General features: G+C 72.8%; 20 protein-coding genes. 9 read left to right on the top strand and 11 right to left on the bottom strand.

What is annotated here, in order from left to right; genetic code table 11:
• Nucleotides 1-109 precede the first annotated feature (109 nt).
• Nucleotides 110-784, top strand: coding sequence for a GPP34 family phosphoprotein (locus tag ABIH81_RS03875; protein ID WP_349879051.1), 675 nt, complete (start codon nucleotides 110-112; stop codon nucleotides 782-784).
• 88 nt (nucleotides 785-872) lie between these two features.
• Here the strand turns inward: ABIH81_RS03875 and ABIH81_RS03870 are convergent, their stop codons facing one another.
• On the bottom strand, nucleotides 873-2537 hold the full coding sequence (locus ABIH81_RS03870; protein ID WP_349879050.1) for a phospho-sugar mutase: 1665 nt from the start codon (nucleotides 2535-2537) through the stop codon (nucleotides 873-875).
• Between the two features lie 49 nt (nucleotides 2538-2586).
• Nucleotides 2587-4596, bottom strand: a complete 2010-nt coding sequence (locus tag ABIH81_RS03865; protein ID WP_349879049.1) for a serine/threonine-protein kinase — start codon at nucleotides 4594-4596, stop codon at nucleotides 2587-2589.
• A gap of 203 nt (nucleotides 4597-4799) precedes the next feature.
• Between ABIH81_RS03865 and ABIH81_RS03860 the strand changes: the two genes are divergently transcribed.
• Nucleotides 4800-6383 carry a methylmalonyl-CoA mutase family protein gene (locus ABIH81_RS03860; protein WP_349879048.1) on the top strand — a complete coding sequence of 528 codons (1584 nt, stop codon included), beginning with the start codon at nucleotides 4800-4802 and terminating at the stop codon, nucleotides 6381-6383.
• Nucleotides 6384-6854: 471 nt separating this feature from the next.
• On the top strand, nucleotides 6855-8114 hold the full coding sequence (locus tag ABIH81_RS03855) for an amidohydrolase (protein WP_349879047.1): 1260 nt from the start codon (nucleotides 6855-6857) through the stop codon (nucleotides 8112-8114).
• On the opposite strand, the gene ABIH81_RS03850 is transcribed toward ABIH81_RS03855, so the two are convergent.
• Nucleotides 8071-9075: a DUF4349 domain-containing protein gene (locus ABIH81_RS03850; RefSeq protein ID WP_349879046.1), complete on the bottom strand. Its 1005-nt coding sequence runs from the start codon at nucleotides 9073-9075 to the stop codon at nucleotides 8071-8073. The two genes, ABIH81_RS03855 and ABIH81_RS03850, sit on opposite strands and share 44 nt — an antisense overlap.
• Before the next feature lie 124 nt (nucleotides 9076-9199).
• On the opposite strand from ABIH81_RS03850, the gene ABIH81_RS03845 reads away from it, so the two are divergent.
• The 4 genes from ABIH81_RS03845 to ABIH81_RS03830 are packed head-to-tail and all read left to right on the top strand — an operon-like array spanning nucleotide 9200 to nucleotide 12547.
• Nucleotides 9200-9829 (top strand): MBL fold metallo-hydrolase, encoded by a 630-nt coding sequence (locus ABIH81_RS03845; protein WP_349879045.1) that lies wholly within the window; start codon nucleotides 9200-9202, stop codon nucleotides 9827-9829.
• Nucleotides 9830-9831: 2 nt separating this feature from the next.
• On the top strand, nucleotides 9832-10758 hold the full coding sequence (locus ABIH81_RS03840; protein ID WP_349879044.1) for a hypothetical protein: 927 nt from the start codon (nucleotides 9832-9834) through the stop codon (nucleotides 10756-10758).
• Between the two features lie 43 nt (nucleotides 10759-10801).
• Nucleotides 10802-11542, top strand: coding sequence for a hypothetical protein (locus tag ABIH81_RS03835; RefSeq protein WP_349879043.1), 741 nt, complete (start codon nucleotides 10802-10804; stop codon nucleotides 11540-11542).
• A gap of 42 nt (nucleotides 11543-11584) precedes the next feature.
• A complete protein-coding gene (locus ABIH81_RS03830; protein WP_349879042.1) occupies nucleotides 11585-12547 on the top strand; it encodes a GNAT family N-acetyltransferase in 963 nt (320 codons plus the stop codon).
• A 74-nt stretch (nucleotides 12548-12621) separates the two neighbouring features.
• Here the strand turns inward: ABIH81_RS03830 and ABIH81_RS03825 are convergent, their stop codons facing one another.
• The gene (locus ABIH81_RS03825) at nucleotides 12622-13077 is read right to left on the bottom strand and encodes a gamma-glutamylcyclotransferase (protein WP_013284020.1); all 456 of its coding nucleotides are present in this window, start codon (nucleotides 13075-13077) and stop codon (nucleotides 12622-12624) included.
• Nucleotides 13078-13242: 165 nt separating this feature from the next.
• Between ABIH81_RS03825 and ABIH81_RS03820 the strand changes: the two genes are divergently transcribed.
• The gene (locus ABIH81_RS03820) at nucleotides 13243-14646 is read left to right on the top strand and encodes an NAD(P)H-quinone dehydrogenase (protein WP_013284021.1); all 1404 of its coding nucleotides are present in this window, start codon (nucleotides 13243-13245) and stop codon (nucleotides 14644-14646) included.
• 27 nt (nucleotides 14647-14673) lie between these two features.
• On the opposite strand, the gene ABIH81_RS03815 is transcribed toward ABIH81_RS03820, so the two are convergent.
• The 4 genes from ABIH81_RS03815 to ABIH81_RS03800 all read right to left on the bottom strand — a co-directional run bounded on the left by ABIH81_RS03815 (nucleotide 14674) and on the right by ABIH81_RS03800 (nucleotide 16801).
• Nucleotides 14674-15327: a DUF998 domain-containing protein gene (locus ABIH81_RS03815; RefSeq protein ID WP_349879041.1), complete on the bottom strand. Its 654-nt coding sequence runs from the start codon at nucleotides 15325-15327 to the stop codon at nucleotides 14674-14676.
• A 96-nt stretch (nucleotides 15328-15423) separates the two neighbouring features.
• A complete protein-coding gene (locus tag ABIH81_RS03810) occupies nucleotides 15424-15756 on the bottom strand; it encodes a helix-turn-helix transcriptional regulator (RefSeq protein WP_349879040.1) in 333 nt (110 codons plus the stop codon).
• A complete protein-coding gene (locus tag ABIH81_RS03805) occupies nucleotides 15753-16079 on the bottom strand; it encodes a type II toxin-antitoxin system RelE/ParE family toxin (RefSeq protein ID WP_349880999.1) in 327 nt (108 codons plus the stop codon). The genes ABIH81_RS03810 and ABIH81_RS03805 overlap by 4 nt, the downstream gene beginning before the upstream one ends.
• Nucleotides 16080-16177: 98 nt before the next feature.
• On the bottom strand, nucleotides 16178-16801 hold the full coding sequence (locus ABIH81_RS03800; protein WP_349879039.1) for a DedA family protein: 624 nt from the start codon (nucleotides 16799-16801) through the stop codon (nucleotides 16178-16180).
• 502 nt (nucleotides 16802-17303) lie between these two features.
• Between ABIH81_RS03800 and thrS the strand changes: the two genes are divergently transcribed.
• Nucleotides 17304-18521 carry a threonine--tRNA ligase gene (thrS, locus tag ABIH81_RS03795; protein ID WP_349879038.1) on the top strand — a complete coding sequence of 406 codons (1218 nt, stop codon included), beginning with the start codon at nucleotides 17304-17306 and terminating at the stop codon, nucleotides 18519-18521.
• Between the two features lie 70 nt (nucleotides 18522-18591).
• Here the strand turns inward: thrS and ABIH81_RS03790 are convergent, their stop codons facing one another.
• From ABIH81_RS03790 to ABIH81_RS03780, 3 genes are read right to left on the bottom strand one after another with little or no spacing between them, the layout of a single operon-like run.
• Entirely contained in the window at nucleotides 18592-20643 is a 2052-nt protein-coding gene (locus ABIH81_RS03790; RefSeq protein WP_349879037.1) for an ABC transporter ATP-binding protein, read from the bottom strand.
• Nucleotides 20643-22376 (bottom strand): ABC transporter ATP-binding protein, encoded by a 1734-nt coding sequence (locus ABIH81_RS03785; RefSeq protein ID WP_349879036.1) that lies wholly within the window; start codon nucleotides 22374-22376, stop codon nucleotides 20643-20645. The genes ABIH81_RS03790 and ABIH81_RS03785 overlap by 1 nt, the downstream gene beginning before the upstream one ends.
• The gene (locus ABIH81_RS03780; RefSeq protein ID WP_349879035.1) at nucleotides 22370-22897 is read right to left on the bottom strand and encodes a MarR family transcriptional regulator; all 528 of its coding nucleotides are present in this window, start codon (nucleotides 22895-22897) and stop codon (nucleotides 22370-22372) included. Before ABIH81_RS03780 ends, ABIH81_RS03785 begins: the two co-directional genes overlap by 7 nt.
• Nucleotides 22898-22975 lie beyond the last annotated feature (78 nt).

Below are 22975 nucleotides of genomic sequence, written 5' to 3'. Positions count from 1 at the left end.
TTCGGCGGAGAGGGCCCTTTCTCGCTGGGAAGGGGCCCTCTCGGCGTGAATCGGGCGGCCCCGGCGAGTCGATGCGCGGGGGTGCGGGGAGGCGCTAGCGTTCCGGGCCATGACTGGTGTTGCGCTCGCCGAGGAGCTGCTGCTCCTCGCGTATGACGACGAAACCGGCAAGGCCACCATGCCGCGGATCAGCCTGGACCTGGGCATGGCCGCCGCGGTGCTGGTCGAGCTGGCCCTGGCCGGACGGGTCGCGTACGCGGACGGGAACCTGGCGGTGGTCGACCCGGCCCCGACCGGCGAGCCGATCGCGGACGCCGTCCTCGCCAAGATCGCCGCGGACACCCCGCACACGCCGTCGTCCTGGGTGCAGCGACTGCGGCACGGGCTGCGCGACCGGATCCTCTCCGACCTCTGCGGCCGGGGCGTGGTGCGGGACGTGGACGAGACCGAGCTGGGCTTCATCCATGTGCATCGCTACCCGGTGGCCGACGCCTCGGTCGAGGCGGACATCCGGCGGCGGCTGGCCGACGCGCTGACCAGCGGGCAGCTCCCGGACGAGCGGACCGCCGCGCTGGCCACGCTCGTCGCGGTGCTGCGGATGGAACCGGCGCTGGGGCTGACCGGCCCGGCCGCCGAGGACGCCGGCCGGCGCCTGGAGGAGATCGCGGCCGGCGCCGGGTTCTCCGGCACGGTGAGCCTGGACGACAGCGTGGTACGCCCGTCGATCAGCCTGGTCGTCGCCGCGCTGGGCCAGGCCGTCGACGCCGCCCTCGGCAAGCGGTAAGGAAGGGCCCCCTCTTAACGCCTCAGGTAGAGGAAGGGCCCCTTGTTAACGCCAGGCGTTAACAAGGGGCCCTTCCTTGCATCGGTGGTCAGAGGCCCAGGGCGGCGGCGATCTCGTTGCGCAGCTCGGCCACGGCGGCCCGCGCGCGCTGCCGGGCCGCCGGCACGTCGCCGCCGCTCACCGGCTCCACCACCTCCAGGTACGCCTTGAGCTTCGGCTCCGTGCCCGAGGGCCGGATCACCACCCGGGCCGCGCTCGTGCGCAGGATCACCACGTCCGCGTCGGGGAGCAGGTCGGACGCCTCGGTCACCGGCTGCCCGAGCAGCGCGGTCGGGGTGGCCGCCCGGATCCGGGCCATCGAGTCCGCGATCACCCGCAGGTCCTCCACCCGGACCGAGAGCTGCTCGGTGTGGTGCACGCCGAACTCGGCGGCCAGCTCGTCGAGCCGGTCGAGGAGCGTACGGCCCTCGGCCTTGAGACCGGCGGCCAGCTCGGCGACAGTCAGCGCGGCGGTGATGCCGTCCTTGTCGCGTACGTGAGCCGGCGCGACGCAGTAGCCCAGCGCCTCCTCGTAGCCGTACACCAGCGGCTCCCGGCCGCCGCCGGCCCGGACGATCCACTTGAACCCGGTGAGCGTCTCGTCGTAGGGCAGGCCCCGGGCCGCCGCCATGGCCCGCAGCAGCGCCGACGACACGATCGTGGTGGCGTACAGGCCGGTCACGCCACGGCGCATCAGGTGGTCGGCGAGCAGCGCGCCCACCTCGTCGCCGCGCAGCATCCGCCAGGATCCGGCGTCGCGTACCGCCACCGCGCAGCGGTCCGCGTCCGGGTCGTTGGCGATCGCCAGGTCCGCGCCGGTGCGGTCGGCGAGCGCGACCAGCAGGTCCACCGCGCCCGGCTCCTCCGGGTTGGGGAAGCTCACGGTCGGGAACGCCGGGTCCGGCTCGGCCTGCTCGGGCACCATGCCGGGCACGCCGAAACCGGCGCGGGCGAACGCGGCGGTCAGCACCGCGCCGCCCACCCCGTGCAGCGGCGTGTACGCCACCTTGAGGTCCCGTGGTCCGGCCGGGTCCACCACCGCGGCGGCCCGCTCGACGTACGCGGTCACCAGGTCGTCGCCGAGCACCTGACCGGCCGGGCCGAGCGGCACCGCCGCGAGCGGGCCGACCGCCCGGATGGCCGCCTCGATCCCGGCGTCGGCGGGCGGCACGATCTGCGCGCCCGCGCCCAGCTCACCGCCGAGCTGCGCGCCCAGGTAGACCTTGTAGCCGTTGTCCTGCGGCGGGTTGTGGCTGGCGGTGACCATCACCCCGGCGACCGCGCCGAGGTGCCGGACCGCGAACGCCAGCACGGGCGTGGGCAGCGGCCGGGGCAGCAGCAGCGCCGGGCGGCCCGCACCGGTCGCCACCTGCGCGGTGCGCTCGGCGAACGCACGGGAGCCGTACCGGGCGTCGTACCCGATCACCAGCGGACCCTCGCCGCCCTGGGCGGCGAGCCAGCCGACGAGCCCGGCGGCGGCCTGGGTGACCACGGCGAGGTTCATGCCGTTCGGCCCGGCCCGCAGCGGGCCGCGCAGCCCGGCGGTGCCGAAGGTCAGCGGGCCGGCGAACCGGTCGGCCAGGTCGGCCGCCGTGCCGGGCAGCCCGTCGAGGACCGCGCGCAGCGCGTCGCGGTCGGCCGGGTCGGGGTCGTCGGCGAGCCAGCGCTCGGCTCGTACGCGAAGGTCGTCAAGGTCAGTGGGTTCCGCCGCCATTGCCTCATGAAAGCACGGCGGCGGATCACCACTGGCCGTCGGCCTCGACTCAGTTGGCCGCCGTGAGCTGGAACGAGCCGGCCATCGCGTCGAAGATCGGCTTGCTCTCGGCGAACGTGGCGTCGCTGGACGAGAGGTAGAACGAGTAGACCTTGCCGCCCTGGACCACGCCCCGCCACACGCCGTGCCGCTTCTCGTCGCCCTCGCCGCAGGTGTACTCGAACTCGGCAGCCGGCTTGCCGGCCAGCGTCGTCTCGGTCATCGCGAGCTGTTCGTAGGGCTTGGCGCACGACTTGCTCTTGTCGCGGAGGTTGCGGGAGGCGAACTCGGCCCAGCTGACCGATGTACCGCCCCAGTTCTCGGCCAGCAGCCGCACCTTGCGGCTCTCGTCCTGCGGGTCGACGTAGTCGACGAAGACGCCACCGGTCTTGCGGTCCCAGCCCTTCGGCACCTGGACGGTGATGCCCTTGACGGTCTGCTCCTGCATCTCCACCGGCGAGGCGGCGGCCGAGTTCGACGGCAGCGCGCCCACGATCGGCGGGGGAGCGTCGTCGCCGCCGCTGGTCAGCGCGATCACGCTCACCAGCAGCACCACGGCGAGGCCACCGGCGGCGGCGAGCTGGACCTTGCGCGGCCACGCCTTCACCCGGCCCAGCAGGCCCTTGCCGGTGCCGAGTGCGCCGCCACCACCGGCGGCGGCCGGTGCGGTGGCCGGGGTGGTCCACGCCTGGCCGGTGCCGGGCACCGACCACTGGTTGCCGCCGTACACCGGCTGGGTGGCGTCGACGGTGCGGCCGTAAGCGGCCGGTACCGCCTGGGTCGCGTCCGCTCCGGCGCCCTGGCCGAGCCGGACCGTGGCGTCCGGAGAGATGCGCTGGGTGGCCTCCGGCGTGCCCGGCCCGGACATCGCGCCGGTCGGGGTGTGCAGCGGGCCGGCCAGCGCGTCGGCGCTGGTCTCGTCGAGCGCGGCGGCGCCCGCCGCGGCCTTCTCGGCCTTGGGCCGCCCGCCGCGGCGCAGCGCGGCGAGGCGGTCGGTGAGCGACTCGTCCGGGCCGATCATCGCCCGGCCGCCGATCTGCCCGCTCGGCTTCGGCTCCGCCGCGATGGCCGGCGGCGTGGTCGGGCGCGGAACCGGCACCACCGCGTACGGGTCGGTGACGGAGTTGACAGCGGTAGCGGTGCTGGTCAGCGGCCCGGCGAGCAGCTCGCGCAGGTTGGCCCGGGCCCGGTGCACGTCCATCCGGCGGGCCGGATCCTTCTCCAGCAGCCCCATCAGCACGCCGGTCAGCGGGCCGCTGCGCTGCGGCGTGGCGGGCGGATCCTCGACGACGGCGTGCATGGTCTCGATCGGGTCGCCCTTGTCGAACGGGGGCCGGCCCTCGACCGCCGTGTAGAGCGTCACGCCGAGCGAGAACAGGTCGCTCGGCGGCCCGAACTCCTGGCCCATGGCCCGCTCGGGCGAGATGAAGTGCGGCGAGCCGAGCACCATGCCGGGCGTGGTGAGCTGCACGTCGGTGGGCATCCGGGCGACGCCGAAGTCGGTCAGCACGCAGCGGCCGTCGGTGCAGATCAGCACGTTCGCCGGCTTGACGTCGCGGTGCAGCACGCCGATGGCGTGCGCCACCTCCAGCGCGCCGAGCAGCGCGATCCCGATCTTGGCGACGGCGCGCGGTGCGACCGGCCCGTCCTCGATCACCATGTCGGCCAGGCTGCGGGCGTCCAGCAGCTCCATCACGATCCACGGGCGGCCACCCTCGGTGACCACGTCGTAGACCTGCACCACTGCCGGGTGCTGGATCGCGGCGGCGGCGCGGGCCTCCCGCAGCGTCCGTTCGTAGAGCGCGTCGCGGTCGCTCGGGGCGAGCCCCGGCGGGAGGACGACCTCCTTGACCGCCACATCACGGCGCAGCAACGTGTCTGTGGCCCGCCAGACCGTGCCCATGCCTCCGTTGCCCACGGGGGAGCGCAGCGAGTAGCGACCACCGATGGTGGTGCCGGGCGCCGCGCGTCCAGTGGGGGGACTGGCCGGTCCGCCGCTCCACGTCGGAATCTGAGTCACAGAAAAGCCACCGGGGGATATCGAGGGGGCTGGGACACAACCCCTCTATCTTGCTGGTTCCGACGCCCGATGCGAAACCCGACGCGGCGGACGTTTACCTACTCGACCGTATGTGGTCGGCCGCTCACCTCCGGTGGGTCGCCGCCGTGAGGTGTGCGGTATCCCTCACCCACCTGGCGGTCTGCGCGTCCTACCATCCGGTAATGAGTGATGCGCGGTCAAGCGAGTCGGGTTTCCCGATCCAGGGCGTCTACACGGCGGCCGACCTTCCGGCGGACCTGGACGCCCGGCTGGGCGAGCCGGGCGAGTTCCCGTACACCCGCGGGGTCTACCCGACGATGTACACGTCCCGGCCCTGGACCATGCGACAGTACGCCGGCTTCGGCACCGCGACCGAGAGCAACGCTCGCTACCACCAGCTGCTGCGCGCCGGCACCATGGGCCTGTCCGTCGCGTTCGACCTGCCCACCCAGATGGGGTACGACTCGGACGACCCGATCGCGCACGGCGAGGTGGGCAAGGTCGGTGTCGCCATCGACTCCATTGAGGACATGCGCACGCTGTTCGGCGGCATCCCGCTGGACAAGGTCTCCACCTCGATGACCATCAACGCGCCCGGCTCGGTGCTGCTGCTGCTCTACCAGCTCGTGGCCGAGGAGAACGGCGTGCCCGGCGCGGCGCTCAACGGCACCATCCAGAACGACATCCTCAAGGAGTACATCGCCCGGGGGACGTACATCTTCCCGCCGAAGCCCTCGCTGCGGCTGGTCGCCGACACCTTCGCCTACTGCCGGGCCGAGGTGCCGAAGTGGAACACCATCTCCATCTCCGGCTACCACATGGCCGAGGCCGGCGCGTCGCCCGCGCAGGAGGTCGCGTTCACGCTCGCCAACGGCGTCGAGTACGTCCGTGCGGCGCTCGCCGCCGGGCTGGCCGTGGACGACTTCGCGCCCCGGCTGTCGTTCTTCTTCGTGGCCCGCACCACGCTGCTCGAGGAGGTCGCCAAGTTCCGCGCGGCCCGGCGCATCTGGGCCCGGCTGATGCGCGACGAGTTCGGCGCGAAGAACCCGAAGTCGATGATGCTGCGGTTCCACACCCAGACCGCGGGCGTCCAGCTCACCGCCCAGCAGCCGGAGGTGAACCTGGTCCGGGTGGCGGTGCAGGGCCTCGGCGCCGTCCTCGGCGGCACCCAGTCGCTGCACACCAACAGCTTCGACGAGGCCATCGCGCTGCCCACCGAGAAGGCGGCCCGGCTGGCGCTGCGGACCCAGCAGGTGCTGGCGTACGAGACGGACCTGACCGCCACCGTCGACCCGTTCGCCGGGTCGTACGTGGTGGAGGCGATGACCGCCGAGGTGGAGGCGGCGGCCACCGAGCTGATGGACCGGGTCTTCGACCACGGTTCGGCGGTGGACGCGATCGAGGCCGGGTTCCAGAAGCGGGAGATCGAGCAGTCCGCGTACCGGATCGCCCAGGAGATCGACTCGGGTGAGCGGGTGGTGGTCGGGCTCAACCGGTTCCGGATCGACGAGGAGGAGCCGTACGAGCCGCTGCGGGTCGACCCGTCGATCGAGGCGGCGCAGGGGGAGCGGCTGGCCCGGCTGCGCGCCGAGCGGGACTCGGGCGCGGTCGAGCGGGCCCTGGCCGAGCTGCGTGCCGCCGCCGAGGGGGACGCCAACGTGCTCTACCCGATGAAGGAGGCGCTGCGCGCCCGCGCCACAGTCGGCGAGGTCTGCGGAACGCTGCGCGAGGTGTGGGGGATCTACCGGCCCACCGACCGGTTCTGAGTCGTCCGGAGGCGGCCCCGCCGCGCACCCTGAGTGCGCGGCGCGGGCCGCCTTCGCGTGTGCGATTCGGCGTTTCGGGTAACCGGATCGGGTGAACGGGACGGACAGCCTGTGCGGTCGGCGGTCGGGCGCTCGTGTCACCGTCGGGAGTCTTCCGGCAGCCGACGGTTGTCGTGCAATTGTCGGAGCGGCAGTTAATTGCCGCGACTAATGCGACAATTCGGAACGACGGGTCGTTATTTGTGACCGATGAAACGGTTACGCGTTGTAGGAGGTGGGAGGCGGATGACGGCGTTCGACCGCGATCTACCTGCTGTCCCGCAGATATTCGAGCCCTCTCACCAGGGCATTCGTGACGCTGCGCGGTCCGACCGCTACGCGAAAGATGTTGCGCAGCGTCACCGCCGGAGGTCTAGGCTGTCTGCTGTCCGACCCGAAGATCCATCCACTTCTAGTGATCGAGAATTCGACGTGACGAGTGCGTTGACGCTGCCTTCCGGCGGCCTGCTGTCGTCGTCCCGGCCCGAGGCGCCGACCGGTTACCAGCCCCTGCCCTTCGAGCTCGACCATCTGCTCGCGCTGCGCGTACCCGGCCTCATCGCCACCCGCCGTCACATCCACTCCCACCCGGAGTTGTCCGGCGAGGAGTTCGAGACGGCCGCCCTGGTACACCGCGAGCTGTCCCTCGCCGGTCTCAGGCCGCGCCTGCTGCCCAAGGGCAACGGCGTCATCTGCGACATCGACGGACGCCCGGACGGCCCGGTGATCGCGCTCCGCGCCGACATCGACGCGCTGCCGCTGAGCGACCCGAAGGACGTGCCGTACCGCTCGACGGTGGAGGGTGTCTGCCACGCCTGCGGCCACGACGTGCACACGTCGGTGATGCTCGGCGTCGGCATGCTGCTGGCCCAGCTCGCCGACACGGGCCGGCTCGACGGCCGGGTCCGGCTGATCTTCCAGCCGGCCGAGGAGATCCTGCCCTGCGGCTCGCTGGAGGTCATCGAGGCCGGTGGCCTGGACGACGTGGTGCAGATCTTCGCGCTGCACTGCGACCCCAACCTGCCGGTGGGCAAGGTCGGCCTGCGGGTCGGCCCGATCACCGCCGCCGCCGACAACGTCACCGTCCGGCTCACCGGGCCGGGCGGCCACACCGCCCGCCCGCACCTGACCGTCGACCTGGTGGACGCGCTCGGCCGCCTGGTCACCGAGGTGCCGACGCTGATCAGCCGCCGGGTGCCGGCCAACAGCGGGCTGCTGCTGGTGTTCGGCCACGCCTCGGCCGGCACCCGTTACAACGTCATCCCGTCCGAGGCGTGCGCGGCCGGCACGCTGCGGGTGATGGACCGCGACACCTGGGACCAGGCGCCCAAGATCGTGGCTCAGGTGGTGCGGGACGTGCTCGCGCCCACCGGCGCCACAGTCGACCTGGAATACCTGCGTGGCCGGCCCCCGGTGACGAACGACGCCCGTGCCATCGGCGTACTCACCGCAGCCACCGCCGCGGCGCTCGGCCCCGACGGCATCGCCGAGACGCCGCAGAGCATGGGCGGCGAGGACTTCTCCTGGTACCTGGAGCACGTGCCGGGCGCGCTCGCCCGCCTCGGCGTCGGCCGCAGCGGGCCCAACGTGGACCTGCACCGGGCGTCGTTCGACGTGGACGAGCGCGCCATCGAGGCCGGCGTACGCCTCATGGTCCAGACCGCGCTGCGGGCACTGGCGGCGGCGCGCTGACCGGTCCCGGCGGTCCCGGCTGCATCGGCGCCGCCGGGTCCGGGCCGGTCGGCGGCGTCCGCCGGGCCCGCGCCCGGCGCCGCCACAGGAGCAGCAACCACAGCGGTACGCCGATCACCACCGCGAAGGGCAGCACCGCGCCGAGCACTGTGAGCAGAACCCGGGCCGAGGCCAGGAACGCCGTCCAGCCGCCGCCCAGCCCGGCCAGGAATCCGAGGTCGGCCTCCTCCTCGGCGGTGCTGGCGTCCTGACCGAGGAACGTCACGGTGATGGTGGAGAGCGCGGTCAGGTCCGCCAGCCGGCGCTTGCGGGCCTCCAGCGAGGCCAGGTCCGCCTGCCGGGTGCCCACCTCGTTCTCCAGCCGGACCAACTCGTCCACCGACGTGGCTCGCGCGAGCAGCTTGCGGGCGCTCTCCACCCGCGCCCGCTGGGTGGCGATCCGGGCGTCCAGGTCGACCACCTGCTCGGTGACGTCCTCGGTGCCGATCTCCCGGCGCTCCTGCCGGCCGAGCCCGGCGAGCTGTTCGATCACCGCGGTGAACCGTTCCGCGGGCACCCGCAGCGTCAGCGCCGCCCGCGCCTCGGCGGCCCGGCTCGACCGCCGGTCCGCGCCGACGAACCCGCCGGCCGCCGTCACCGCGGTGGTCGCCTCCCGCGCGGCGGCCTCCACGTCGTCCACCCGTACCTGCATGGTCCCGGTGTAGATGATGGACCGCTGGTCGACCCGCAGGTCCGCGCCGCCGGTGCCGCCGGGAGCGGCCTGGTCGCGGTCCGCGCCGCCGACCACCTGCCCGCCGTCCGCACCGCCCTCGGCGGCCTGCTCGCGGCCCGCGCCTCCGTCGGCCGCCGGCGCGGCCGAGTCGCTGCCGGTGTCCCCGCCCGCGCCGCACGCGCCCACGCTCAGCGCTGCTATCAGACCCACAGCCACCAGGGCCACGCCCCGGAGTCGTCGTCCGCCCATACCCCGTACTCCGATCGTCGACGGCCCCGCCCACCGGGACCGATACCTCGGACGTGACGCGTGGTCGCGCCGGTTCCGGCAGACTGCGCTGAGGACATCACGATTCGATAATCGAGGAGTCACGATGCAGGTGACCAAGTACGCCCACTCCTGCCTCCGGCTGGAGCACGACGGTGCGGTGCTCGTCGTCGACCCGGGTGTCTTCAGCGATCCGGCGGCGCTGGACGGGGCGGACGCGGTGCTGATCACCCACGAGCACCCGGACCATGTGGACGTCGGCGCGCTGACCCGGGCGCTGGAACGGCGGCCGATGCCGGTGCACGGCCCGTCCTCGCTCGCCGGGGTGCTCGGCGACGCCGCCGAGGCGCTGGTGACGGTCGAGCCGGGACAGTCGTTCACCGTCGCCGGAGTGCCGGTGCGGGCGTACGGCGGGCAGCACGCGGTCATCCACCCGGACATCCCGGTGATCCAGAACGTCGGCTACCTCTTCGCCGACGTGGTGTACCACCCGGGCGACGCGTTGTTCGTGCCCGACGACGTGCAGGTGGACACGCTGTTCGCCCCGATCCACGCGCCCTGGTCGAAGTTCTCCGAGGTGGTCGACTTCATCCGCGCGGTCGCGCCGCGCCGGGCGTACGCGCTGCACGACGGGCTGCTCAACGACAACGGCTTCGGCGTGCTGGACCGGCAGTACACGGCGCTGTCCAAGACCGACTACCGCCGTCTGGAGCCGGGCACCCGGATCGACGCCTGAACATGGCCGAGGTGCCCGCGGAGGTGATCCGGCAGCTCTACGCCACGCCGCCGGACCGGTTCGTCGCGGCCCGGGACGCCGCCGTCGCGCAGGCGCGGCAGTCCGGCGATCCGCGTACCGCCCGGGAGATCGGCAAGCTGCGCCGCCCCACCGTGGCGGCCTGGCTGGTCAACCTGCTGGCGATCCGCCGGCCCGAGCTGGTCGCCGACCTCACCCGGCTCGCCGAGTCGCTGCGCGCCGCGCAGCGCGACCTGCGCGGCGGCAAGCTCCGGGAACTCTCCGCGCAGCGGCGCGCCGTCGTGGGCGCGCTGGTGGCGGAGGTACGCCGGCTCGCCGCCGCCGAGCCCGCCGCGCCCCCGGCCGGGAAGCTGCCGCTGGGCGAGGTGGAGGCGACGCTCAACGCCGCGCTCTCCGACACCGAGGTGGCCGAGCAGGTACGCGCCGGACGCCTGGTGCGGGCCAGCCACTACGCCGGGTTCGGCGAGGTGCCCCGCCCCCAGCTGCGGCTCGTGACAGGGGGCGAGGAGAAGCCGGTCGTACCGGATCGGGCGGCCGAGCGGGCCGACGCGCGCCGGGCCCGCGACGAGCGCGCGGCGCGGGCCGAACGGGCCGGGCGGCGGCGGACCGCGACCCGGGAGCTGACCCGGGCCCGCGCGGACCTGGACCGGGCCGAGAAGGAGCTGGCCACGGCCGACGCGGCCGAGCGGGACGGCGCCGCCACGCTGGACCGGATCGAGACCGAACTGGCCGAGTTGGAACGTCGCCGGGCCGTGGCCGAGCAGGAGCTGAGCCGGGCGCGGCTGGCCCGCCGGGGCGCGGAGCGGGCGCTCACCGCGGCCCGGCGCCGGGCCGGTGAGGTGGAGGCCGTGTTGGAGGCGCTCGACGCCGAAGAGGGGGATGCCGACGCCGGTGATCACGCGGCAGACTGAGCGTGATGAACGGCTACGGTGGAGTGACGGTGACGGGCCGCCGATGACCCCGGAACAACTCGCCGCCGCCTGCAAACCGCTCGTGCTCGAACTCGGGGAGGCGTTCGCCCGCTGCCCGTCGACGCTGCGCCGGGCGCGGCTGCTCGGCATCTCCGGGTGGGCCTTCTACATCACCGGGCGGGCCGGTGCGCTCGGTGACGTCCGCGCCGAGACGGTCGCAGCGGCGCTCGGCTTCATCGCCCCGGAGGCGGTCACGGACGGCTGGGACGCCGCCGCGCGGACCGTCCCACCGCTGGAGGTGGCCACCGCCAACCTGGCCGAGTGCTGCCGGTGGGGCACCGCCCGGCTGGGCGACGGCGCCGAGTCGTCCCGGCTCGCCGCGCTGCTGGGCCGGGCGGTCGACGCGGCGGACGGCAGCGGCATGCCGCTGTTCGCCGCCTGGCGGGCCATGCCGGTGCCCGATCCGTCGCCCGGTGCGCTGGCGGCTGTCGGCATGCTGCTGCTGCGCGAGCACTTCGCCGGGGCGTACCTGCTGGCGGTGCGTGCGGCCGGGCTGACGCCGCTGGAGGCGGTGCTGGCCGGGCCGGAGGGCGAGACGGGCGCGGCCGCGTGCGGCTGGGTGCCCCCGTACCCGCCGGTCGGGCCGCTGGTGCGGCGACGGCTGTGGGCCGAGGCGGTGACCGACCGGCTGGCGTCGGCGGCGTTCCGCGCGTTGAGCACCGCCGAGGGCGCGGAGCTGCTGGGTCTGCTCGGCGCCGCGCGGCAGCGCGCCCGCGGCGGATAAATGGGAGGCGACGCGGCCGGTCCGGCTGCCAGGATCTGGCCCGTGACGCTTCCCGCCGGCTGGTCGGCCCGCCGCCCGACCCTCGACGACGTGCCCGCGATCCTGGCGGTGGTGCACGCCGCCGACACGTTCGCCGTGGGCTACCCCGACTTCGACGACGAGGACGTGCGGTCCGCGCTGACCGCGCCCTTCGTCGACCCGGCCCGGGACTCCTGGCTGGTCACCGACCCGGACGGCACGGCGGTGGCCTGGTCGATCCTGGCCAACCCGAGCGGCGTGGGCCGGGAGTGGGTGGACGTCCTCGTCGACCCCGACCGGGGCGCCGACCTGCGCGCGCCGCTGCTGGCGCGGCTGCTGGAGCGCGTCGCCGAACGGGCCGCCGAGCGCGGCCTGCCCGCGCTGACCGCCCGCACCGGCGTGTACGCGCCGGAGACCCGCTGGGCCGGTGAGCTGACCGAGGCCGGGTTCACCCGGATCAAGCGCTACATCCGGATGAGCCGTTCGCTCTCCGGCCTGCCCGCCGAGCCGGCGCCCCCGCCCGGGGTGACCGTCCGGCCGCTGCGCGCCGACGACGAGAGCGACCTGCGGCTGTTCCACCGGATCTACGACACGGCGTTCCGGGACACCCCCGACCACGACCCGCTCGACTTCGAGCAGTGGCGGGAACTGCTGCCGTCGTACGGGAAGGTCTGGGACGAGTGGTTCCTGGCCGAGGTCGACGGCGAGCCGGCCGGTGCGCTCCAGTCCTCCGACCAGGCACTCGACCAGGACCTGGGGTGGGTGCGGACGCTGTCGGTGCTGCCCGCGTACCGGCGTCGCGGGGTGGGTGCGGCGCTGCTGCGCCGGGCCTTCGCGGTCTACGCGGCGAAGGGCCGCGCCGGAGCCGGGCTCGGCGTCGACCTGGCCAACCCGACCGCGCCGGTCACGCTCTACCGCTCCGTCGGGCTGGTGGAGGAGCGCTGGACCGACATGTACGAGCGGAGCGTGCCCGCCTCGCGGGTGTGACCCGGCACCCCCGTACCGGGGTCGCCGAGCGACCGGCAGGCCGCGCGGCGCACACTGTGAGTGTGGGAGACGCGCTACGCGGATGCGGTGCCGGTGGGGCGGGATCGCAGCTCGGTGACGTAGTCGTCCGGCGCGCCCGCCTTCTCCGCGGCGTTCGCGATCTCCGACAGGTACCACGCGGTGGGCAGCCCGCCCTCGTACCCGTCGAACACGTAGACCCACGCGGTCACGTCGCCGTCGAGCGTCGAGACACGGACGGTCAGCCTGCGGTACGTCTCGGCGGTCACGCCCTCGATCTCGTCGAGCTGCGCGGCGTCGTACGGGTGGATGTCGTAGAGCGCCACGAACACCCGGTCACCGGGGGACTCGACCACGGTGCTGACCGAGCCCTCCCACCCGATGACGTCCTCGCCGGCGAAGGTGAGCCGCCACCCCTCGAGCCAGCCGGTGCCCACCATCGGCGAATGCGGGCAGTAGGCGCGCATGCGGGCGGGGTCCAGGTTCGAGCCGTAGGCAGCGTAGAGACGCACGGCGACGACGATAGCCCGGCTGGCGGGTGGGGGAGAATACGACAGTGCGTGTCGGACGGGACGGGGAGAAGAAAGTCACTGTGAGCACCGACGGAAGGACGGCTCTGTGAGCGCGAGGAGTGCAGCGAAGCGGAGCCCCGCAGTCGCGAACGAAGGGATGGCTCTGTGAGCCAGATCGTGATCATCGGCGGCGGGCCGGCCGGGTACGAGGCGGCTCTGGTCGCCGCGCAGTTGGACGCCGATGTCACGGTGGTCGAGGCGGAGGGTGCCGGCGGCGCCTGCGTGCTCTCCGACTGCGTGCCCTCCAAGACGTTCATCGCCAGCTCCGAGGTGGTCACCGGCTACCGGGACACCGAGGAGTTCGGGGTGCACTCCGACGGCCTGGAGGCGGTCACCGTCGACGCCCGGGCGGTGCACGAGCGGGTCAAGCGGCTCGCGCTGGCCCAGTCCGCCGACATCCACACCAAGCTGGTCAAGGCGGGCGTCGAGTTCGTCGCCGGCACCGCCCGGCTCGGCGAGGACACGCTCGGCCACACCCACCGGGTGATCGTCACGCCGGCCGACGGCGGCGCGGAATACTCGATCGCCGCGTCGACGGTGCTCGTCGCGACCGGCGCGACCCCCCGCCAGTTGCCCACCGCCGTACCCGACGGCGAGCGCATCCTGACCTGGCGTCAGGTGTACGACCTGCCCGAGCTGCCCGAGCACCTGATCGTGGTCGGCTCCGGCGTGACCGGCGCCGAGTTCGCCAGCGCGTACCTCGCCATGGGCGTCAAGGTCACGCTGGTGTCCAGCCGCGACCGGGTCATGCCGCACGAGGACGCCGACGCCGCGTCGGCGATCGAGCGGGTGTTCCGCAACCGGGGCATGAGCATCCTGAACAACTCCCGCGCCGAGGCGGTCCGCCGCGTCGGTGACGGGGTGGAGGTGGTGCTCTCCGACGGTCGGCAGGTCACCGGATCGCACGCGCTGATCGCGGTCGGCTCGATCCCGAACACCGCCGACCTGGGCCTGGCCGAGTACGGCGTGGAGCTGGCCCGGGGCGGTTACGTGACGGTGGACCGGGTCTCCCGTACCAATGTGCCGGGCATCTACGCGGCGGGCGACTGCACCGGCGTGCTGCCGCTCGCGAGCGTCGCGGCGATGCAGGGCCGCATCGCCATGTGGCACGCGCTGGGCGAGGCGGTCCGGCCGCTGCGGCTGCGTACCGTCGCGGCGAACGTCTTCACCGACCCGGAGCTGGCCACCGTCGGCGTCTCCCAGGACGAGGTGGACGCCGGCAAGACCCCGGCCCGCCAGGTGATGCTGCCGCTGTCCGGCAACGCCCGCGCGAAGATGGACGACCTGGCCGACGGCTTCGTCAAGCTGTTCTGCCGGCCGGCGAGCGGCCAGGTGATCGGCGGCGTGGTGGTGGCGCCGAAGGCCAGCGAGCTGATCCTGCCGATCACGATGGCGGTGGAGAACAACCTCACCGTCAACGAGCTGGCCCACACCATCACCATCTACCCGAGCCTGTCCGGCTCCATCACCGAGGCCGCCCGCCAGCTCATGCTCCACGAGCTGGAGTAGTCCCGTCCCCGCACCTTCTTTCGTCGATCATGGAGTTGCGGCCCCCGATCCGACCGGTATGCCCGGTCTGTGTGGGGTCACAACTCCATGATCGACGACTCTGGTCAGGGTGAGGTGCAGGGCGAGGGTGGTGAGGAGGGCCGTCTCCGTCAGGATGAGCAGGCGCTCGATCAGGCCCAGCAGGGCCCGGTCGCCGGGGTAGGCGGACCAGATCATCGCGGCCGCGAGCACCAGGCTGGCCAGGGTCAGGCCGCGCAGCCAGGCGGCCGCTCCGGCGACCGGGTGGCGGGCCAGCAACCAGCCGGCCACCGGCAGGGCCAGAAACGACAGCACCGAGGCGTACCGGTGCACGTACGCGGCGATGTCCATGGGCGTACCCGGCTCGTTCGTGGGCACCACGGCGGCGGCCAGCAACCCGGCCGACCAGGCGGTCAGCAGCACGAGCGGCACCGGGCCCGCACCGGCCCGGCGCAGCGCCGGCAGCAGGACGAGGCTGGCCGCCGCGAGCACCGCCATCGCGGTGTCGATGACGCCGCCCCGATCGGAGACGGCGAAGTCGCTGACGGTCAGCGACCAGGGGTCCAGGTCGTCGCTCACCTCGAGGTGACCGATCATCGCGAGCACCGCCGCCAGGACGATCCCGCCGAGGGCCAGCAGGCCGATTCTCCGCGTTCCAGGCATACGGCCAGCCTGTCGCCGGAACCGCCCCAGACGGATCCGGGACCACCACCCACTTCGGTCCCCGGGTCGTCCCCTACCGGCCCCCGGAGAACCGCGTCAGGCTACGTCGAGGCGGATGTTCCCGATTCGGGCGACCACATCAAGGTGTCCGCCCAGTCCGGTCACGTAGGCGCGCAGGATCTCCAGGTTGACGCTCTCGCCGTTCTCGATCTGGCTGATCCGCGCCTGAGACAAGCCTGCCGCTTCCGCTAGTTGAGCCTGGGTCATGCCCAGCTGCTTGCGGATCTCCGCCAGTTGCGCGCCGCTGACCGAAGCCAGCATCTGCTCTCGGAACTGTCCTCGCCGGGCCACACGCTCGCTGTCGTCCCATGAGGGATCGATACTTCGGGCCTTCGCCTTGACGTCGCGCCAGTTCGCCCCACCACTCATGGCTGCTCTTCCTTCAAGTTGATCAGGTGCTCCTGGAACCGCTCGTCCGCCAACGGAATGGCGAGCCGGTACCAACTCTGCCACTGCCCCGCCTTGTCCCCGGCCACCAGGAAGATGGCTTCACGGGAGGGATCGAACGCGAAGATCATTCGAACCGCCGAGGTGCCGCTCGAACCTGGTCTCAGTTCCTTCATGTGGTGATATGCGCTGCCCTTGAGCCGGTCAACCAGTGGCCGGCCCAGTGCGGGACCGTGCTCTGCCAGTAGGTCGAGCGCCTCGCTAACGAGGTCAGCGGTGCTCGGCTCACTCGTGCACAGGTCCAGGAACCAAAGCTCGACCTCGGGGTGAAGCCTGATCTCCCACACATGGGCAATATAAACGAAACTTATATGCGGTGGGGGTCAACGCTCCGGACTGCGCGTCAACTGCCGGTTGAGTCGGCGGTGGCCTTGGGGCGGGTCTGGCGGGTGCTGCTGATCCAGGTCATCGCCCACCCGGCCAGCGCGAACCCGGCCGCGGCCACGCCACCGATCAGCAGCAGCCGCCACGCCGAGTGGGTCAGCGCCGTACCGCCCAGGTGGCCGACGAGCGTGCCGTAGCTGGACCAGGCGAGGGCCGCCGCCGCCTCGTAGGGCAGGAACAGGCGGTACGGGTAGCGGCTGCGCCCGGCCGAGAAGCAGGCCGCCATCCGGCCGCCGGGCACGAAACGGCAGAGCAGGATCACCAGTGGCCCCGGTTCGCGCAGTCCGCGGGTGACCCGGGTGACGGCCCGGCGTGCCCGTCCGGGCGTGGTGGCGCGCGCCGCGCGGCGGGTCGGCGTGCTGCGGCCGATCAGGTAGCAGGCCAGGTCACCGATGAACACACCGGCCGTGCCGACCGCGATGGTGAGCGGCAGGCTGAGCCCGCCGTACACGGTCAGCGCCCCACTGGTGATCATCAAGAGCTGGGTCGGCACCACCGGGACGAAGGCGTCGGCGATCAGCAGGATCAGCAGCAGCGCGTACGCCCACACGGGCGACGCGACGTCAGAGATGAGTTCGGCCACGACCGCCACCTCGCCGGAGTTCTCCGTTCGACCGGATCGAGCCTGACGCCGTGTCCGGCGTCACCACCACCGGCCCCACCGCACGGTGACAGCCGACACCGGCAGGCCGTAGATATGAAACGAGGCGGCCCGCCCGCGAGTGACGGGACACCGGGGCGTACGCGCCGGGGCGGGGCGGCGCATCGTCGATTCCCGGCGTACCGTTGGCGGAACGCGGCACCGGCGCCGTCGGGTCCCCCGTTCCCGATGCCCGGGCCGCCGCGGGTCGCCGGCAGGTCCTGTGCCGGCGACCCGCACCCACTCTCCGAAACTCAGGTGCGCCGATGGCGTTCCCGCGCCTACGGTCGCGGTATGCGCAGCGCGGTAGTGACCACGACGCCGGGTGTTCCCGGCGCGCCGCACTGACGTTTCCGTCGACGAGGCCCCGGGGCGATCCGCTCCGGGGCCTCGCGGCGTTCCGGGCCTGCTCGCCTCCGGGTCGTACCCGATCAAGGAGAGCGACATGATCGACCATCGCAGGCTCGGCCGGGAGCTGGAGCTGTTCGTCTCCGACCCGCTCGCGGGCGCCGGGCTGCCGATCTGGCTGCCGGCCGGCGCCGCCGCCCGGCACGCCGTCGAGGAGTACGTCCGGGAACTGGAGCGCCGGGCCGGCTACCGGCACGTCTACTCCCCGCCGCTGGGCAAGCGGGAGCTGTTCGAGCTCTCCGGGCACCTGGGCTACTTCGCCGACGACATGTTCCCGCCGATGCGGCTGAGCGCCGACGACGAGTTCGTGCTGCGCCCGGCGCTCTGCCCGCACCACGCGCTCGTGTTCCGCGCCCGCGGCCGCTCCTACCGGGAACTGCCGCTGCGGGTCGCCGAGCTGGGCGGGATGTACCGGGCGGAGCGCTCCGGGGTGCTCGGCGGGCTGTCCCGGGTGCGCGCCATCTCGCTCAACGACGCGCACAACTTCTGCGTACTGGAGCAGGTCGGCGACGAGGTCCGCGAGATCCTGCGGCTGATCGGCGAGGCGCACGCCGCGCTCGGCGTCCGTCCCGCCGGGTTCCGGTTGTCGCTGCGCGGGCCGGGCCGGCGGTACGTGGGTGACGACGCCGGCTGGGCGCGGGCCGAGGAACTGCTCCGCGCGGCGCTCGACGGGGTGGACGTCGTCGAGGCGCCGGGCGAGGCCGCGTTCTACGGCCCGAAGATCGACATTCAGATCGTAGACGCGGCCGGCCGGGAGTCGACCATCTCCACCGTCCAGCTCGACTTCGACAAGCCGGAGCGGTTCGACCTGTCGTACACCGACTCGGACGGCCGGCGGAAACGGCCGGTGATGGTGCACCGGAGCCTGGTCGGCAGCATGGAGCGGCTGTTCGCGTACCTGATCGAGGTGCACGAGGGCGCGTTCCCCGCCTGGTACGCCCCGGTGCAGTTGCTGCTGCTCCCGGTGGACGCGGCGCAGGCCGGCGCGGCCGCCGGGCTGGCCCGCCGGGCCGAGGCGGCCGGGCTGCGAGCCGAGGTGGACCACGCCGGTTCGCTCGGCGCCCGGATCCGGGACGCGTCCCGCCGCCGCGTCCCGTACACCGGGGTGGTCGGTCCCCGGGAGGCGGCCGACGGTTCGGTCTCGCTGCGGCTGCGCGACGGCCGGGTGCTCGACCCGATGCCCGCCGCGCAGGCGCTGGGCCTGGTCGGCGCGGTGGTCGCGAGCCGGTCGGCGGGGCTGCTCCCGCCGGCCTGACTCCGGCCCGTCCGGGTGCCGCGGAGGCACCCGGACGGGGACCGGTGCCGGACCTGTGGCCGGGTCCATGTCAGTTCCCGACCGGCATACCGGCGCCGGCACGCGTTCCAGGGGGACCGGCCGGGGCGGGCGCCGGCACCTCGTCGGAGATCACCGCGCCGCTGAACTGCGCCCGGTACAGCCGGGCGTACGCGCCACCGGCGGTGACGAGCTGGTCGTGCGTGCCCTGCTCCACGATCCGGCCCTGCTCCATCATCAGGATCAGGTCGGCGTCACGGATGGTGGACAGCCGGTGCGCGATGACGAAGCTCGTCCGGTCCGAGCGCAGCGCCGCCATGGCGCGCTGGAGCAGCACCTCGGTCCGGGTGTCCACCGAGCTGGTCGCCTCGTCCAGGATCAGCAGCGACGGCTCGGCCAGGAACGCGCGGGCGATGGTGATGAGCTGCTTCTCCCCGGCGCTGACGTTGCTGCCCTCCTCGTCGATCACCGTGTCGTAGCCGTCCGGCAGGCTGCGGACGAACCGGTCCACGAACGTCGCCCGGGCGGCGGCGAGGATCTCCTCCTCGGTGGCGTCCGGCCGGCCGTAGGCGATGTTGTCCCGGATGGTGCCGCCGAACAGCCAGGTGTCCTGGAGCACCATGCCGATCCGGCCGCGCAGGTCGTCGCGGCGCATCGTGGAGATGTCCACCCCGTCCAGCGTGATCCGCCCGGCGTCCAGCTCGTAGAACCGCATGACCAGGTTGACCAGCGTGGTCTTGCCGGCGCCGGTGGGGCCGACGATGGCGACCGTGTGACCCGGTTCGGCGACCAGCGACAGGTCGTCGATGAGCGGCTTCTCCGGGTCGTACCGGAAGGAGACGTGCTCGAACTCGACCCGCCCGTGCGGGTCGGCGACCCGGGCCGGCTCGGCCGGGTCGGGGCTCTGCTCGTTCGCGTCGAGCACCGCGAAGACGCGCTCGGCCGAGGCCACCCCGGACTGCAGCAGGTTGGCCATCGACGCGACCTGGGTGAGCGGCTGGGTGAACTGCCGCGAGTACTGGATGAACGCCTGCACGTCGCCGAGGCTCATCGAGCCCGACGCCACCCGCAGGCCGCCGACCACGGCGATCGCGACGTAGCTGAGGTTCCCGATGAAGAACATCGCCGGCATGATCAGCCCGGAGACGAACTGCGCGCCGAAGCCGGCCCGGAACAGCTCCTCGTTCTTGGCGTGGAAGGCGGCCTCGACCTCCTTCTGCCGGCCGAAGACCTTGACCAGCTCGTGCCCGGTGTACGCCTCCTCGATCTGGCCGTTCAGCTCGCCGGTGTGTTTCCACTGGGCGATGAACTTGCCCTGCGACCGCTTGGCGATCTGGCCGGTGACCACCACCGACAGCGGCACCGCGACGAGCGCGACGACCGCCAGCAGCGGCGAGATCCAGAACATCATCCCGAGTACGCCGACGACGGTGAGCAGCGACGTGAGCAACTGGCTCAGCGTCTGCTGGAGCGTCTGCGACACGTTGTCGATGTCGTTGGTGACGCGGCTGAGCAGCTCACCGCGGGGCTGCTTGTCGAAGTAGGGCAGCGGCAGCCGGTTGAGCTTGTCCTCCACGTCGGCGCGCAGCGTCAGCACGGTGCGCTGCACGACCCCGTTGAGCACCCAGCCCTGCGCCCACTGGAGCATGCTCGCGCCGATGTAGAGCACGACCGCGAACGCCAGCACCCGGCCCAGCGCGTCGAAGTCGATGCCGGCGCCCGGGATCACGTCCATCCGGGCCAGCATGTCGGCGAAGTTGCCGTTGCCCTCGGCGCGGGCGGCCTCCGCCGCCGCCTCGGTGGTGGTGCCGGGCGGCAACTGCCGCCCGATCACGCCGCTGAAGATCAGGTCGGTGGCGTGGCCGAGCACCTTCGGCCCGATGACGCTGAGCCCGACGCTGGCCAGGGCCAGCGCGAGCACGCCGGTGAGCTGGAGCCGGTACGGCCGCAGCCGCCCCAGCAGCCGGCGTGCCGACGGCCCGAAGTTCATCGCCTTCTCGGCCGGCATGCCCATGTTCATGTGCGGCGGGCCACCGCTGGGACGGCGCCCGGCCGGAGGTAGCCGCGTCGGCTCGTTCTTCTGCTGCGGTACCGAGGGCGTCATCAGGCGGCCACCTCCGCCGTCTGCTGCGACGCGACGATCTCGGCGTACGTGGGGCAGCTCTCCAGCAGTTCCTCATGTCGTCCCATCCCGACGACACCCCCGTCCTCGAGCACGATGATCTGGTCGGCGTCGACGATCGTGGAGACCCGCTGGGCCACGATCACCACCGCCGCGTCCGCGGTGACCGGCTTGAGGGCGGCCCGCAGCCGGGCGTCCGTACCGAGGTCCAGCGCGGAGAAGGAGTCGTCGAAGAGGTAGATCTCCGGTTTGCGGACGAGCGCGCGGGCGATGGCCAGGCGTTGCCGTTGGCCGCCGGAGACGTTGGTGCCGCCCTGCGCGATCGGCGCCTCCAGCCCGCCCGGCATCTCGGCGACGAAGTCACGCGCCTGGGCGATCTCCAGCGCGGCCCACAGGTCGGCGTCGGTGGCGTCCGGGTTGCCGTAGCGCAGGTTGCTGGCGACGGTGCCGGTGAACAGGTACGGCCGCTGGGGCACCAGCCCGATCCGCCGCCACAGTTCGTCCGGGGCCAGGTCCCGTACGTCCACGCCGTCCACCAGGACCGCGCCGGCGGTCGGGTCGACCAGCCGGGGGATGAGCGTCAGCAGCGTGGTCTTGCCGGCGCCGGTGGAACCGATGATCGCTGTGGTCCGGCCCGGCTCGGCCCGGAACGAGATGTCGTGCAGCACCGGGGCGCTCGCGCCCGGGTACTGGAATCCGGCGCCGCGCAACTCCAGCTCGCCCCGGCCGGTGACCTCGGTGACCGGGTCGGTCGACGGCACCACCGACGAGTCGGTGTCCAGCACCTCCTCGATGCGCTCGGCGCAGACCGCCGCCCGGGGCACCATCATCAGCATGAAGGTGGCCATCATGACGGCCATCAGGATCTGCATCAGGTACTGCAGGAACGCGGTGAGCGCGCCGACCTGGATCTGACCGGAGTCGACCCGCGCCGCGCCGAACCAGAGCACCGCGACGCTGGAGACGTTCAGCACCAGCATCACGATCGGGAAGATCAGCGCCTGGAGCCGCCCGATCCGCAGCGCGGTGGTGGTCAGGTCGGTGTTCGCGACCCGGAACCGGTCGGTCTCGTACGGCTCGCGGACGAACGCCCGGACCACCCGGATGCCGGTGATCTGCTCGCGCAGCACCCGGTTGACGGTGTCGATCCGGGTCTGCATGAGCCGGAAGCCCGGCACCATCCGGCGGATGATCAGACCGAGCGCGACGGCCAGCACCGGTACGCAGACCAGCATCAGCCAGGAGAGCCCGACGTCCTCGCGCAGCGCCATCACCACGCCGCCGACGCTCATGATCGGCGCGGCCACCAGCATGGTGCAGCTCAGCAGCACCAGCATCTGCACCTGCTGGACGTCGTTGGTGTTGCGGGTGATCAGGGACGGCGCCCCGAACCGGGCGACCTCGCGGGCGGAGAAGCTGTTGACACGCCGGAAGATCGAGCCGCGTACGTCGCGGCCGAACGCCATCGCGGTCTTCGCGCCGAAGTAGACGGCGGCGATCGAGCAGGCGATCTGGAGCAGGCTGACCACCAGCATCCACCCGCCCGTACGCAGGATCTGGTCGGTGTCGCCGACGGCGACGCCCCGGTCGATGATGTCGGCGTTCAGGCTGGGCAGGTAGAGCGAGGCGATGGTGCCGACGAACTGGAGCGCCACCACGGCGGCCAGCCATCGTCGGTACGGGCGCAGATGTGTGCGGAGCAGGCGGATCAGCACGGATGGCTCCCCGTTGGCGGCTCGGTGTCGGACTCGCTGTCCCGGTTCAACCGACGGAGGTCCCCGTCGGACATGCCGGTGATGATTTCGGTCAGGAAATCGCGGATCACCGCCCGCTTGGCCGGGTCGGCGTCGACCGACGTCAAGGGCCGGTCGCTGTGGATCATGTCGATGATGGCGCGGGCGTGCTCGCCGCCCTTGTCGGTCAGGGTGAGCCGGACCGTGCGGCGGTCCTCGGGCGCGCGACGGCGGCTGACGAAGCCGTCGCGTTCCAGCGTGTCCACGATGCCGGTGAGCGTCGCCGGCCGGACGAAGCACAACTCGGCCATTTCTCGGTGGCTGACCTCGCCGGACCGCAGGAGGATCATCAGAACCCGCATGCCGGCTGAGGTGAGGCCGTGGTGCTCGGCCAGGTAGCGCCCCCAGTGCTGCTCGACGACGTGACCGGCGATGGAGACGAGCCGGCCGAGCGGCGCGTGGTGCAGCGCGTCGGGAAAGCGGACGAGCGGGCCAGGATTCACGGCTGTCAGGTTAGCCCCCGAACCATCAGGGCCCAAACTATTTTCTGAGAAGGTCCTCAGCCTGGGTCGGCACGTGCC

It is taken from the genome of Micromonospora sp. HUAS YX12, assembly GCF_040215685.1.
Lineage (GTDB): Bacteria > Actinomycetota > Actinomycetes > Mycobacteriales > Micromonosporaceae > Micromonospora > Micromonospora tulbaghiae.
The sequence above is the reverse complement of the archived record's forward strand: the minus strand, read 5'-3'. Positions and strand labels throughout refer to the sequence as shown.

Excerpts from the sequence above, each read along its gene's own strand:
- ABIH81_RS03790 (WP_349879037.1), bottom strand. The coding sequence starts at position 20,643 with ATGACGCCCTCGGTACCGCAGCAGAAGAACGAGCCGACGCGGCTACCT.
- ABIH81_RS03850 (WP_349879046.1), bottom strand. The coding sequence starts at position 9,075 with ATGGGCGGACGACGACTCCGGGGCGTGGCCCTGGTGGCTGTGGGTCTG.
- ABIH81_RS03860 (WP_349879048.1), top strand. The coding sequence starts at position 4,800 with ATGAGTGATGCGCGGTCAAGCGAGTCGGGTTTCCCGATCCAGGGCGTC.
- ABIH81_RS03810 (WP_349879040.1), bottom strand. The coding sequence starts at position 15,756 with ATGAGTGGTGGGGCGAACTGGCGCGACGTCAAGGCGAAGGCCCGAAGT.
- ABIH81_RS03870 (WP_349879050.1), bottom strand. The coding sequence starts at position 2,537 with ATGGCGGCGGAACCCACTGACCTTGACGACCTTCGCGTACGAGCCGAG.
- ABIH81_RS03875 (WP_349879051.1), top strand. The coding sequence starts at position 110 with ATGACTGGTGTTGCGCTCGCCGAGGAGCTGCTGCTCCTCGCGTATGAC.
- ABIH81_RS03845 (WP_349879045.1), top strand. The coding sequence starts at position 9,200 with ATGCAGGTGACCAAGTACGCCCACTCCTGCCTCCGGCTGGAGCACGAC.
- ABIH81_RS03835 (WP_349879043.1), top strand. The coding sequence starts at position 10,802 with ATGACCCCGGAACAACTCGCCGCCGCCTGCAAACCGCTCGTGCTCGAA.
- thrS (WP_349879038.1), top strand. The coding sequence starts at position 17,304 with ATGATCGACCATCGCAGGCTCGGCCGGGAGCTGGAGCTGTTCGTCTCC.
- ABIH81_RS03815 (WP_349879041.1), bottom strand. The coding sequence starts at position 15,327 with ATGCCTGGAACGCGGAGAATCGGCCTGCTGGCCCTCGGCGGGATCGTC.
- ABIH81_RS03840 (WP_349879044.1), top strand. The coding sequence starts at position 9,832 with ATGGCCGAGGTGCCCGCGGAGGTGATCCGGCAGCTCTACGCCACGCCG.